Source organism: Sulfurovum sp., from assembly GCF_015493435.1.
In the GTDB taxonomy this organism is placed as follows: domain Bacteria; phylum Campylobacterota; class Campylobacteria; order Campylobacterales; family Sulfurovaceae; genus Sulfurovum.
Window position 1 is genome coordinate 19251 of record NZ_WGDD01000048.1, and the last position, 13431, is coordinate 32681.

Annotated in this window: 14 protein-coding genes; 13 read left to right on the forward strand and 1 reads right to left on the reverse strand. The window is 45.4% G+C overall.

Annotation, left to right across the window (positions count from 1 at the left end; translation table 11 throughout):
* Positions 1 to 130: 130 nt before the first annotated feature.
* Positions 131 to 1567 (forward strand): multicopper oxidase domain-containing protein, encoded by a 1437-nt coding sequence (locus F8L24_RS08175; protein WP_294954354.1) that lies wholly within the window; start codon positions 131 to 133, stop codon positions 1565 to 1567.
* A 75-nt stretch (positions 1568 to 1642) separates the two neighbouring features.
* Entirely contained in the window at positions 1643 to 2167 is a 525-nt protein-coding gene (locus F8L24_RS08180) for a c-type cytochrome (protein WP_294954356.1), read from the forward strand.
* A gap of 63 nt (positions 2168 to 2230) precedes the next feature.
* On the opposite strand, the gene F8L24_RS08185 is transcribed toward F8L24_RS08180, so the two are convergent.
* The gene (locus F8L24_RS08185; protein WP_294954359.1) at positions 2231 to 2746 is read right to left on the reverse strand and encodes a general stress protein; all 516 of its coding nucleotides are present in this window, start codon (positions 2744 to 2746) and stop codon (positions 2231 to 2233) included.
* 159 nt (positions 2747 to 2905) lie between these two features.
* On the opposite strand from F8L24_RS08185, the gene F8L24_RS08190 reads away from it, so the two are divergent.
* The 11 genes from F8L24_RS08190 to F8L24_RS08240 all read left to right on the forward strand — a co-directional run bounded on the left by F8L24_RS08190 (position 2906) and on the right by F8L24_RS08240 (position 13340).
* Complete coding sequence (locus F8L24_RS08190; RefSeq protein WP_294954362.1) at positions 2906 to 3292, forward strand: DUF302 domain-containing protein; 387 nt, start codon at positions 2906 to 2908, stop codon at positions 3290 to 3292.
* A 27-nt stretch (positions 3293 to 3319) separates the two neighbouring features.
* Positions 3320 to 3529 (forward strand): hypothetical protein, encoded by a 210-nt coding sequence (locus tag F8L24_RS08195; protein WP_294954365.1) that lies wholly within the window; start codon positions 3320 to 3322, stop codon positions 3527 to 3529.
* Positions 3530 to 3542: 13 nt separating this feature from the next.
* Positions 3543 to 5246, forward strand: coding sequence for a copper resistance system multicopper oxidase (locus F8L24_RS08200; protein WP_294954368.1), 1704 nt, complete (start codon positions 3543 to 3545; stop codon positions 5244 to 5246).
* Positions 5247 to 5256: 10 nt separating this feature from the next.
* Positions 5257 to 5940 (forward strand): copper resistance protein B, encoded by a 684-nt coding sequence (locus F8L24_RS08205; RefSeq protein WP_294954371.1) that lies wholly within the window; start codon positions 5257 to 5259, stop codon positions 5938 to 5940.
* 63 nt (positions 5941 to 6003) lie between these two features.
* Positions 6004 to 6450 (forward strand): permease, encoded by a 447-nt coding sequence (locus F8L24_RS08210; protein WP_294954374.1) that lies wholly within the window; start codon positions 6004 to 6006, stop codon positions 6448 to 6450.
* Entirely contained in the window at positions 6447 to 6953 is a 507-nt protein-coding gene (locus F8L24_RS08215) for a permease (protein WP_294954377.1), read from the forward strand. The genes F8L24_RS08210 and F8L24_RS08215 overlap by 4 nt, the downstream gene beginning before the upstream one ends.
* Before the next feature lie 126 nt (positions 6954 to 7079).
* Positions 7080 to 7454: a hypothetical protein gene (locus F8L24_RS08220; RefSeq protein ID WP_294954380.1), complete on the forward strand. Its 375-nt coding sequence runs from the start codon at positions 7080 to 7082 to the stop codon at positions 7452 to 7454.
* Positions 7455 to 7677: 223 nt separating this feature from the next.
* A complete protein-coding gene (locus F8L24_RS08225) occupies positions 7678 to 8874 on the forward strand; it encodes a TolC family protein (protein WP_294954382.1) in 1197 nt (398 codons plus the stop codon).
* Complete coding sequence (locus F8L24_RS08230; protein WP_294954385.1) at positions 8871 to 10073, forward strand: efflux RND transporter periplasmic adaptor subunit; 1203 nt, start codon at positions 8871 to 8873, stop codon at positions 10071 to 10073. Before F8L24_RS08225 ends, F8L24_RS08230 begins: the two co-directional genes overlap by 4 nt.
* 19 nt (positions 10074 to 10092) lie before the next feature.
* On the forward strand, positions 10093 to 10230 hold the full coding sequence (locus tag F8L24_RS08235) for a hypothetical protein (RefSeq protein ID WP_294954388.1): 138 nt from the start codon (positions 10093 to 10095) through the stop codon (positions 10228 to 10230).
* Positions 10227 to 13340: a CusA/CzcA family heavy metal efflux RND transporter gene (locus tag F8L24_RS08240; RefSeq protein ID WP_294954391.1), complete on the forward strand. Its 3114-nt coding sequence runs from the start codon at positions 10227 to 10229 to the stop codon at positions 13338 to 13340. Before F8L24_RS08235 ends, F8L24_RS08240 begins: the two co-directional genes overlap by 4 nt.
* Positions 13341 to 13431 lie beyond the last annotated feature (91 nt).

Here is a 13431-nt window from a genome sequence, read left to right on the forward strand (position 1 = left end):
TCTGGTTTATCAATCCATATACACACTCCATGCACACTCTACCGATACTATTTCTTTTGAATACAGTTTTAATGAAGTATACCATCAGAGCTACAGTTGCCTGATAAATTCAAATGAAGGAATACCATCAATGGAAAGAAGAACATTTTTAACACTCAGCAGTGTAACAGCCCTTTATGTCCTGAGCGGATGCGGAGGCAGTACAGGTACAATGAATGATACAACACCCGGTGGCGAAAACCCTGGCGGAGGAGGTACCCCTGCTGCCGGTACACTGCCTGTTCCGACACTCTTAAAACCGACGGACAGAAACGGTACACAGCACTATGACCTTAATATTATAGAGAGTACCCATACATTTTTTGAAGGTACCGACACCCAAACCTATGCCGTGGACAGCAGCTATCTCGGTCCTACTCTTTTGCTCAGAAACGGCGACAAAGTTTCCATCAACTATACCAATATGCTCAATGAGAAAATCAGCATGCACGGGCACGGTATGCATCTTCCCGCAAAAATGGACGGTACGGCACATCAGGAATTCCTGCCCGGATACAGCTGGTCGGCAGAATATACAGTAAAACAGAAAGCATGTACAAACTGGTATCATCCGCATACCCTCCACAAAACAGCCGAGCAGGTGTACAAAGGCATTGCCGGTCTGATCATCATAGAGGACAGTGAAAGTGACAGGCTTGATCTTCCCAAACGCTATGGAGAAGATGATATTCCACTCGTACTTCAGGACAGAAAGTTCAATGCCGACGGCCAAATCGTCTACACTCCGTCCAGACAGGAAATCATGCGCGGGTACACAGGCGATACCTTCATTGCCAACGGTGCCATCGAACCGACTTTTGAAGCAGAAGCCAAAGAAATACGTTTTCGCATTCTAAACGGTTCCAATTCTACTGTCTATGAACTGGGTTTTTCTGACGGCAGGACCTTTAGACAGATCGCAACGGACAATGCTTTTCTTGAATCACCTGTACGTATGAACAGGCTGGTCCTCTCCCCTGCCGAAAGAGCAGAGATCGTAGTTGATTTTACAGGAGAACTGAACAGAGCACTGACACTTCATGAATTCAATTACGGAAAAACTTTTGTAAAGATCAATGTATCTAAGAATCCTGCTTCTTCCACGGTTCTGCCTGCCCAGCTGACTGCTTTGGATACACTGGGAACGGCCGTAAACACACGGTCGTTTTCTTTGGGAGGAAGAATGGGAAATTTTACTATTAACGGCAGATCCATGGACATCAATGTCATTAATGAAACCGTTTCCCTGGGTCAAACAGAAGAATGGACGGTAACCAATACCATGAACATCGACCATAATTTTCATATTCACGCAACACATTTCAGACTGGTAAAGAGAAACGGGCGCACCAATATTGCTGCCAATGAACAGGGATACAAAGATACTGTCTATATTCCGGCCGGAGAGAATGTCACTTTCCGGGTAAAAATGACAGATTACACCGATGCCGCCATACCGTACATGTACCACTGTCATTTCCTTGAACACGAAGACAACGGTATGATGGGCCAGTTTACCGTGGTGTGATGAAACATTCATTCACATTAAATTCACATTGATGCTATACTATAGGAAAACAAAACCAAATGATAAGGATACACAATGAAAAGAACACTACTTGTTACAGCAGGTTTGCTCCTCTCCACACTGGCACTCTCCGCCAACAACAGCGGAGAAGAAATTTTCAAGGCAAAATGCAGTGCCTGTCACCTGCTTCAGGCACCTGGAGCTATGTATAAACCGGGAACACCTGAGTTCAGACAGGCTATGAACGATCTTAAAGCACCGCCTATGGCCAAAGTTGCATCAATGATCAAAATGAAATATGAAACCAAAGAAGCATTTGCCAAATTTGTAAATGACTACATCACAACACCTGATGCTTCAAAAACCGTTTGTATGAAAAATGCTGTAAAAGGATTTGGCTTGATGCCTGCGATCGGAAAATCAATGAGTACAGAAGAGAAAAAAACCGTCGCGGAATGGATATACAACAATGCCAAAGCAACACCTATGATGAAAAAAATGAAATGCGCTGCAGGAAAATGCGGCGGAGGTATGATGAAAAATGCACCTGCCAAAGAACACACTATGAAATGTGCTCCCGGAAAATGCGGAGGGAAATAAGACGTATTTTTTCTGTCTTTCCCTTTTTCCCGCACGATATGCGGGGAAGCCTACTGTGGGAAATTACGCTTTTTGATAGAATTTGACTTCGCCTTTTCCAAGGTTTTCCAATACATCTTTCGCTTTTTCCGCTGATATGGCATTACGTACAATGATCACAGTTTTACCATTCTTGATAAGATCGGCATAGCGTTTTGCCTCGCTTTCATCAATACCGATATCGATAAATCCGGCAATAATTGCAGCAATACCCCCCACGGTCGCCGCACCGCCAAGTGCTCCTGCAAGTGATGCAATAACAGGCCCTGCCGCTACAAGAGGACCAAAACCCGGAACCCATAGGAAAAATGCACCGGCGAGGAATCCCCAGATACCTCCCCACAAGGCACCCTGTTTTCCCCAGGTTAGGATATCTGTATTTTCTTTGTCAAGTTCAAAATCATCTTTGGGCTCGCCTCTTTCTCCTTTTCCCACAACAGAAATATCTTCTTTCAATACACCTGCTGCCAGCATGGCTTTCATTGCTTCCGCTGCTTCATCATGGTTGTCATAAACCGCTATCACTTTTTCTTTTGTCATAATACTTCTCCTCTTGTCATTTTAATTTTGGATAAAGTGATTATATCATAAGTTTGTAAAAATCCATAAAAACACTCAACGGCAGTTGCGGCAGATATGCACAGTATATGCACACTATCCGGATACACTTCGGTTATCACATAGAATAAAGGATGATAGATGATCTATAAAGTAGAAACTTCCAAAGATATTGAAACAGTCAAATCGGAAATCGAAGCAAAAGCAAAAGCAGTTGGTTTTGGTCTGCTGCAAACCTATGAATTCAAAAAAATACTGCATGACAAAGGATACCCGATAGAGAAAGAGATCACTGTCTTTGAACTTTGCAATCCGTCGGGTGCACAACAGGCTTTGACACAGATCGCAGAGATATCAGCCTATCTTCCCTGCCGTATTTCCGTCTATAAAGAAAGCGGTGCGACCAAACTGGCAACGATCGGACTTGAGGAGATCGTCAATACCGTTGATGTAAATCCGGAATTCAAATCTTTTATGACAATTCTTTTCCTCAACCTAAAGCAAGTCATGCACAGCTGGGATGACTAAACAAATATTTTTTACAAAGGATATATAATGTATGGATTCGGACACGGATGGGGCATGGGTATGGGATGGGGATGGCTGCTGCCGCTGCTTCTCATAGCGATCGTCTATTATCTTTTCCAGAACAGAAAAACACAGAGGTCTTCCGCACAGGACATTTTGGACAAACGCTATGCCAGCGGAGGTATCAGCAAAGAAGAGTATGATGAGAAATCAAAACATTTAAAAGAAAATACATAAAAGGAGGATCGGGGTGCAACGAAGAACATTTATAAAGGGGACAGCTGCCGCCTCCCTTCTCGGGGTCACTGCCGTAAATTTAGAGGCGGGAACACCCCGGAAGGCACAAAACAGAAGCCGTACGCTCAGCGGTAAAGAATTCTTTCTCGATATCGATTATACTACGGTCAATATCACGGGAAAGAAAGCAGTTGCTACCGCCATCAACGGACAGATACCGGGACCGACACTTGTCTGGCAGGAAGGCGACACGATTACACTGCATGTAACGAACCATTTGAAAAAATCTTCTTCCATCCACTGGCACGGTATTATTCTGCCCTTTGGGATGGATGGTGTTCCGGGTATCAGCTATAAGGGCATTGCACCGGGAGAGACTTTTACCTACAGATTCACAGTACATCAGCACGGTACCTACTGGTACCACAGCCATTCGGGCTACCAGGAACAGACAGGAATGTACGGTGCCATCGTCGTAAAACCGAAGAAAAAAGAACCTTTTCGTTACGACAGGGATTATGTCGTACTGCTTTCGGACTGGAGTGATGAAAAGCCGACTTCCATCTACCGAAAACTCAAGCAGATGAGTGACTACTACAATTTCAACCAGAGAACCGCAGGAGACTTCTTCTCCGAAGTAAAACAAAAGGGCTTGGCCAAAGCATTTAAGGCACGCAAAATGTGGAATCAAATGCGTATGAGCGACAGAGACCTCTCCGATGTCACGGGATATACCTATACCTACCTGATGAACGGGAACAATCCGGCCACACAGTTCACTGCACTGTTCAAAAAAGGAGAAAAGATCCGTCTGCGTTTCATCAACGGTGCGGCAATGAGTATTTTTGACGTACGGATACCTGGACTCAAGATGACTGTAGTTGCTGCCGACGGCAATCATATCAAACCCGTCAGGGTTGATGAATTCCGCATTGGTGTGGCAGAAACCTACGATGTCATTGTTCAGCCGACAAGCAGCAAAGCTTATGCACTTTTTGCCCAAAGTATTGAGCGTTCAGGCTATGCACTTGGTTCATTGACACCCTCCGCAGACCTGCGTGTCCATCCGCCGAAAACCGATAAGCCGCAGCCGCTTACCATGGTAGATATGGGCATGGATATGACCAAATCAGGTAAACAAAAAGGGATGAAAATGCCTATGAAAAAGTATAGATGGTCAGCTATGGAGCAAGAGAAATATCCTATTACCCAACTTCCTTCGGCCAGCGGTCCCCAAAGTACCATGAAAGCGATGGCCCCCCACTACAGACTTGAAGATCCCGGTGTAGGATTGCGGCACAACGGCCGAAAGGTTCTGACCTATGCAGATATGAAAAACCGTTATTCAACACGCAGAGAGAAGAGACCGGACAGAGAGATCATTTTACATCTTACAGGCAATATGGAACGGTATATGTGGTCGATCAACGGCATTAAATATGCCGATGCAAAACCGCTTGTTTTCCACTACGGAGAACGATTGCGCATTACATTCATCAACGACACGATGATGAACCACCCCATGCACCTGCACGGAATGTGGAGCGACCTGGAGACAGGCGATGACAATCATCTGGTAAGAAAACACACTGTTCTTGTACAGCCAGGATCAAAAATAAGCTATCGTGTTACGGTCGATGCCAAAGGGGCATGGGCCTATCACTGTCACCTGCTTTACCATATGGCAGGGATGTTCAGAAAAGTCGTTGTGGTTTAAAGGAGTGAAGATGAAAAAATTACTATTGGGTTTTACGGCAGCTTTGCTTTTTGGGCACACACTTTATGCAGCAGGCGCAGACGATCCGCTGCGTACCATGCTGCTTATGGATAAATTCGAGATCCTCAACAATGACGAAAACAGCCGTGAATGGGAAGGCAGTTTTTATGCCGGATACGATCTGGACAAACTTTATGTCTATTCTCAGGGATCTGCCACTGCCGACGGTCTGGACTGGAGTCAGAACGATCTTGTCTACTCCCGGGCCATCGCACCCTTTTGGGATATTCAGGCAGGTATCGCTTATGATAGGAACAGTGATACTTCAAGAACCTGGGGCGAGATCGCCATTGCCGGTCTGGCCCCCTACTTCTTTGAAACACGTGCAGCTCTCCTCCTCAACAATGAAGGCAATATGGGACTGAGACTGGATGCCGAGTATGAAATGCTGTTTACCCAGCAGCTCATCCTGACCCCATCTCTGGAAGCGGACTTTTATACCAAAGACGACCCGCAGATGCGTACAGGTTCAGGACTCTCTGCCATAGAGGCAGGTTTGCGCCTTCGCTATGAGATCATCAGAGAATTTGCCCCCTACATCGGGATAACATGGGAAAAGACTTTCGGCAGCACCCGCGACTACAATCCGGTAAACGAAACTTCTCTGCTCGCCGGGATCAGATTCTGGTTCTAATGAATAGACTATTTGAAAATATATAGCTGATATTAATATTTTATGTTCTACAATTGAACTATCATGAAAAAGACGACACAAAGACTGAAGAATGCAACGCTGGCTACTTTAAAAAGTTTACGGATGATAGCACCTATGCTTTTGGCTGTCATCGGTTTGGTGGGCCTCTTTGAAACGTATATTACACCTGAAATGATTCACACTCTTTTTAACGGGAAAGTCATTCATGATACGCTGATAGGAACAGCCGCAGGCAGCATTTCGGTCGGACAACCGTTTTTAAGCTATATTATAGGGGGCGAACTGCTCAAAGACGGCATATCATCCTACGCTGTCACTGCCTTCATACTCTCTTTCGTAACACTGGGGGTCATTCAGCTTCCTTTGGAATTTTCAATCTTCGGGGCAAGATTTACCCTCATAAGAAATCTGCTCAGCCTGGTATTTGCCGTGATCATTTCCTGGGCGACAGCCTATACGCTCGAACTTCTTAACGGATATTTCTCATGAGCAAAAAAAAACAGATGAAAAACAGAAGCGGCTACATGATGCTGGCTGTTGTGGCAATCCTGTATGCTGTATTGTATTTTTTCAATGCCGATAAAATACTTTTGGCACTGAAGGCAAGTTTCCATATTTTAAAAATGATCGCACCGATACTGCTGATCGTTTTTTTCCTTATGGCGCTGCTCAATACCTTTTTAGATGAAAAAAATATCGCCAAACATTTAGGCAAAGAGAGCGGTCTCAAAGGATGGTTCATCGCATTGCTCGGCGGCATACTGAGTCATGGACCGGGATATATCTGGTATCCCATGCTTCAGGACCTGAGAGCTAAAGGCGCCCTTGACGGACTTGTGGTTGCATTTATCTATGCAAGGTCCATCAAACTGCCATGGCTTCCTCTTATGATAAGTTATTTCGGCCTCGCCTTTACCCTTGTACTGAGTCTCTACATCATCCTGGGTGCATTCATACAGGGTGTACTGACAAACCGGCTTGAAACACGCTGACGAAAACCGCTCATTGTGTTCAATATCGGTATGCCGGTATTTTCAGGGCATAACTTATTATTATTTTGTTAATCTTTCCTGATTATAATACCCTTGTTAAATCAATTATTTATTAAGGATAACCGTATGAAAAAAATAATAACAGGTTCATTACTCTCTATAAGTGCAATCGTTGCATTGTCCGGTACACTTTTGGCCAATGATACAGCAAAAGAAGTCAAGCAGGATGCAAGCAAAGTTGCAAAAGGCACGGCAGAAGCAACCGGCGGCGTGGTCGGTGGAACAGTCGGTGCCGGTGCCGGTGCAGCGGTAGGTGCAGTCAAGGGTACAGGTAAAGGCATTGAAGAAGGCATCAAAAAAGGCCATGAAGTCGCACCGGTGGTCGGCGATGTCGTAGGCGGTGTGGTCGGTGCCGCTGCCGGTGCTGTCGAAGGTACAGCCAAAGGCCTGGTCAAAGGTGCGGAGAAAGGTGCCAAAGTAGGAAGCGGCACAGAGAAATAATTCTTTTTACCCATCGTTTTTCAAAGGCTCTACTTCTGCTACAGGAGTACAGCCTTCACACTACCATAATGCAGTGATCTTTCCTCCTGATCACCTGCAAGGCTGCCAGACACCCAAACGGTAACTGCATTCTATCCATATTTTCCGGAACCTTCCCGCTATGCACACTTCTTACACGTAAATACTGTAATATTGTATAAATTATACAATAGAGGACAAGAAAATGCGCGTATTTCTCCTTACCCTTGTTAGTGCAGGCTTGCTACAAGCCCAAAGTATTAACCAACTGATTGACTACTCACTGAAGAAACACCCTTCTCTGCTAACCATACAGCATCGTCTTTCCGCTATGGATGACCGCATCACAAAAAGCAGAAACTGGTCCAATCCGGAACTGGTACTGAACATCAACGATATCCAGTTTGATGACCCTACGGACCGTACACTCGAACCGATGCAGTATCAGGCCATCAATGTCAGGCAGCGCTTCCCCTGGTTTGGAAAGATCGATGCGAGAGAACATTTCACCAGGGCTCAGAAAAATGTTATTCTGGATTCGTATGACATTGCCAAAGTGAAGCTGGCCGAAGAAATCAGAAGCACTTCGTATACCATCCTCGAGATCAAAGAGCGTATTCGCATCGTTAGGCAGTACGAAAAACTTACCAAACAAAATATCTCCCTCTACGATGCCTACACTGCAACGGACAAAATGAGCCACTCCAACAGTATGGCAGCAGAACTGATGCTATCACGGCTGCATATCAGAAAAGAACGATACAAGGCTGTACTGAAAAGCCAGGAGGCAAAACTTGCCTACCTTGTGCAGAAAAAAAACACCGTAGTTTCAGACAGGTTTAGGATCAATAAACCAAGATCGCTGGGCTACTATTTGTCACATTTGGGAAATAACCCGGCATACCACAGAACAGTCTCGCAAACCAGAGTGGCCAATGCCAACAGAGAGATGCAGGCTCTCGAAGTCAACCCGGATCCTTTTGTACAGGTGGGATATTTCAATCGTCAGGAGCATCCGGACTATGCCAGCATCTCCGTGGGCTTTTCTCTTCCTGTCTACGGTTCAGAAAAACTGGAGACCGAAGCAGCGCGTAAAGATGCACTCGCAGCACAGAGTGCTTCGCTTGACTATCGTGATGCACTGGAAAGTGAAATACGCATCAACTATGCCAAAATGAAGGAAGCATACAGCATCTACGGTATCATCCAGAATGACAGTCTGCCAAAACTGCAGCATATGTTCGAGCTCAATGAAGCCTCTATCGAAAGCGGTGAAGACCTCTTTACCTATACCAGTCTTTTGGAACAAAAACTTGATCTTGTAGAAGAAAGAACTGTAGCAAAAGCCGAATATCTCAGGATAAAAGCCAAATTAAAATCACTCATTGGAGAAACAAAATGACCAGAAAGCTCATACTTTTACTTGCATTTTTCACACTCGCGGCACAGGCAGAAATGAAATGCGAATCCGGAAAATGTACCTCGGGGAAAGAAACCGGCACGAAAAATATACCTAAAAAAGTCAAAGCAGCCCCAAAAGAAAAAGCTAAAAGCACTTCAGCGGCCATGACACCGGAAGAACACGCTGCCATGCTGAAAAAAGAAAAGCAGAATGACATAAAGCCAAATTCCAAAAAAGAACAGGAAAAACGCAACAGACTTGTCATCGAGCAGCTTTTCAGTGTGCGAACAGTCAAGGTCAAACGTATGAAAGCCGCAAAAGAACAGATAAACTACGGCTACATCGTTGTAGAAGATTCACGCAGAGTGGATGTCGTATCATGGTATGAAGGATACGTGGAAACACTGTATGCCGATACACGGTACAAAAAAGTAAAAAAAGGGGAAGCCCTTGCAAAGGTTTACTCCCCGGAAGTCTACAAAGCCAAGCAGGACTACCTGAACTCCATCCGATTCAATGCCCAGCGTTCTGTACCGGGCATGCTCAGAGGTGCCAAAGAGAAACTGAGGCTGCTCAATGTCAGCCCAAAAGAGATCGAGCGGATCACTGCTACAGGAAAAGCAGATGAATATACAACCATCTATGCACCGATATCGGGTTGGATCTTTAAAAAGAATCTCAACCAGGGATCAAGTTTCAAAAAACAGGAAACACTGTTTGAAATCGTCAATCTTGAAAAGGTATGGCTTGAAGCAAAGCTGTTTCAGAATGAATTGAAAACACTCGATATCTTACAAAATTTTACCGTCAGAGCAGAAGGCGTACCTGCCGAATTCAAGGCAAAAAAAGCATTGCTGTACCCCAAACTGGACACGAAAGAGGCGACTGCAACCCTGCGTCTTCTCATAAACAATACCAAGGAAGCACTCAAACCGGGTATGTACGCCAAAGTATATGCTTCCGGACAGGCAAAAACACAGCTGGTCATTCCCCGCACTGCGGCCATGAGAAAAGACGGCAAATGGTATGCTTTCATTGCCACAGCCTTTAAAGGAGAATATGAACCGGTCCAGATAGAACTCGTACCGCTTGACAATCAGTATTTCACCGTAAAAAAAGGCTTATCCGAAGGAGAGAACATTGTCAACAATGCCCTCTTTATGATGGATTCAGATGCCCAGATAAACAGTATTTATTAACAGGACCGAGGAAACAATTATGATAGAAAAACTGATAGCCTTATCATTGACAGGACGTATTTTGAACGAAGTCCAAAACACTGCGTTAGCACTGGGCTTGCTTCAGCAGCAGGCTCATGTGACTGGCCACATTTCAACTAAAGGCTGTACAAAATGATAGAAAAACTGATAGCCTTTAGTGTCAAAAACCGTTTTCTGGTTCTTATGGCAACCCTTTTCATTATCATGGGCTCTATCTGGTCTATGAAACATACACCGCTGGATGCCCTGCCCGATCTTTCACCACCGCAGGTGATCGTCCAAATTACATGGAAAGGGCAAAGCCCCGAGATCATCGAAGATCAGGGAACCTACCCGCTGGTCTCGCAGTTTCTAGCCATTTCCAACATCGATACGGTACGGGGATTCTCCACGTATGAAAATGCGCTGATCTATATTATTTTCAAAGAGGGTACAGACCTCTATTGGGCAAGATCACGTGTGCTTGAGCAGCTCGCTTCCATCCAGAGTCAGCTTCCTGACGATATGGAAATCACACTGGGACCTGATGCTTCAGGTGTCGGCTGGGCATATGAATATGCTTTGACATCCAAAACAAAGACCCTCGAAGAACTGCGTACTTTGCAGGACTACTACTATAAGTACGCATTGATGGGTGTTGATGGTGTCTCTGAAGTAGCGACTGTCGGCGGTTTCATTCCCACCTATCAGATCACGGTCAACAATGATGCACTGGTCCAGTACAACCTCTCTATCAAAGACGTGGCACGTACCCTTAAAGAGAACAACAATGATACCGGCGGACGTATCGTGATACAGAACGGTTATGAATGGATGGTACAGGCAAAAGGCTATATTAAAGACCTCAATGAAATACGAAACCTTGTCATTACCACCAAAGGCGGCGTACCCTTGACACTGGGAGACATAGGGCGTGTCGAAAAAGTACCTGCTGCACGGCGCGGTATGGCAGATCTTAACGGCGAAGGCGAAGTGGTAGGCGGCATCGTGATGCTGCGCTACGGCGAAGATGTCTACAGTGCGCTTCAGCGTATTAAAGCCAAAATGAAAGAACTCAAGGTAGACGGTGTCGATGTCGTTACTACCTATGACCGTTCCGAACTCATAGGCAAAGCAGTCGATACCCTCAAGGGTACCCTCATTGAAGAAAGTATTATCGTGGTCATCATTATCGGGCTTTTCCTGATGCACCTGCGATCCTCGCTTATTGTGCTGATCGTTCTACCTCTCACTATCGGTCTGACATTCCTGCTGATGAAGCTGTTCGGGATCGGGTCCAACATCATGTCTCTCGGGGGAATCGCCATTGCCATCGGTGCCATGGTCGATGCTTCCATTGTCATGATAGAAAATGCCCACAAAGCCATACACAAAGAGGAACATAGACGGGAACGTTCTCTGACCGACAAAGAACGTATCTCTACTATCGTGTCGGCATCACAGGTAGTCGGCCGTCCCATTTTCTTTGCATTGGCGCTTGTCGTCGTCTCATTTTTGCCCATCTTTGCACTTTCAGGTCAGGAAGGATTGCTCTTTACGCCGCTGGCATTCACCAAAACCTTCGCAATGACTGCAGGTGCACTGCTCGCTGTCACACTGGTACCGGTACTGATGATCTATTTTGTCAAAGGAAAGATCATTCCCGAATCAAAGAACCCGCTGAACCGCTTTTTTATCTGGCTCTATCATCCCATTCTGATATACGGCCTCAAATTAAAATATCTGGTCATCGCTATTGCTGCCGGACTGCTTATGCTGGCCGTACCGCTTTACCAGAAACTCAACTGGGAATTTATGCCTATGCTCGATGAGCAGACGGTCATGTATATGCCTGTGACACCCTACGGTATTTCCATAGACCAAAGCAAGGCACTGACACAGAAGACCGACAAGATCATCAAAAGTTTTCCTGAAGTTGCAACAGTCTTCGGAAAAGGGGGACGTGCAAATTCTGCAACCGACCCTGCACCGCTCGGCATGATAGAAACCATCATTACGTTCAAACCCAAAGACCAGTGGCCCAAAGGTATGACAACGGAAAAACTGATGGCTGAGATGGACAAAGCGCTTCAGGTACCTGGACTGGTCAATTCCTGGACCTACCCGATCAGAGGGCGTATCGATATGCTGCTTTCAGGTATCAGAACCCCTCTGGGGATCAAACTATACGGTAAAGATGCCAAAGGATTGCAGAAAGTTGCACACCAAATCGAAAATACACTGCGTAACCTTAAAAGTACACAATCCGTTATTTCCGATCAGGCAAGTGCCGGTTTCTTTATTGATATCGATATTGATACAGAAGCACTCAAGCGCTATAACATCAGCAAATCTGTCATTCTTGACTATACATCCGCTGCGATCGGAGGGAAAAAAATAACGACCATGTACAAAGGCCTGGAGCGTTACCCTATCGCACTTCGTTTTGAGGAAGATGAGCGTAGGAACCTTGATGAGATACGAAACATCCAGGTGAAAACACCCCTCGGTTTCGTTCCGCTTTCGACTTTTGCCAAAGTAACATACAGACAGAGTGCTTCTGTCATTAAAAGTGAAATGGCAACACCGGTAACCTTCATTTACATCACACCGAAACTCGGTATGAGTGTCGTTACCTATAAAGAAGAAGCGATCAAAGCCTTGAAAAATATCAAACTGCCGGCAGGCTACTACATCGAATGGGCCGGCCAGTCCGAATATCTTGAATCTGCCATGAAGAAGATTACCTGGATCGTTCCGACTGTACTGCTGGTAATCTTTGTGCTTATTTATTTTGCATTGGGCTCCATGGTACCGACACTGATCGTCTTTTTTACACTTCCTTTTGCCTTGCTTGGAGGCTTCTTTTATGTAGATATACTGCACTTCAATATGAGTATCGCCATTATTGTCGGTTTCCTTGCGCTGCTCGGTGTGGCTGCAGAAACGGCCATTGTCATGATCGTCTATCTCCAGGAGAGTGTCGATGAAGTCAAAGCAAGAAGAGGTGAAGCCTATGACGAGAAAGATCTTAACAATGCCATTTATGAAGGTGCTGTACAGAGGGTCAGACCCAAACTCATGACAGTGTTCGCCATTCTCGCAGGTTTGCTTCCCATTATGTATACACATGGTGTGGGCTCTGAAGTCATGCAGCGGATCGCCGCACCGATGATAGGCGGAGTTGTAAGCTCTGCTGTGCTAAGCTTACTACTCATACCGATCTTTTACGAAATGTATGAAAAACATAAATTAAAGAAAAAATAATACCCGCGCAGGGTGCTGTCCCCCGACGGCACCGATAATACCGAAATTATAGAAATGGTGCTGTGAGGACACAGCACCCTACGCGAAAAAT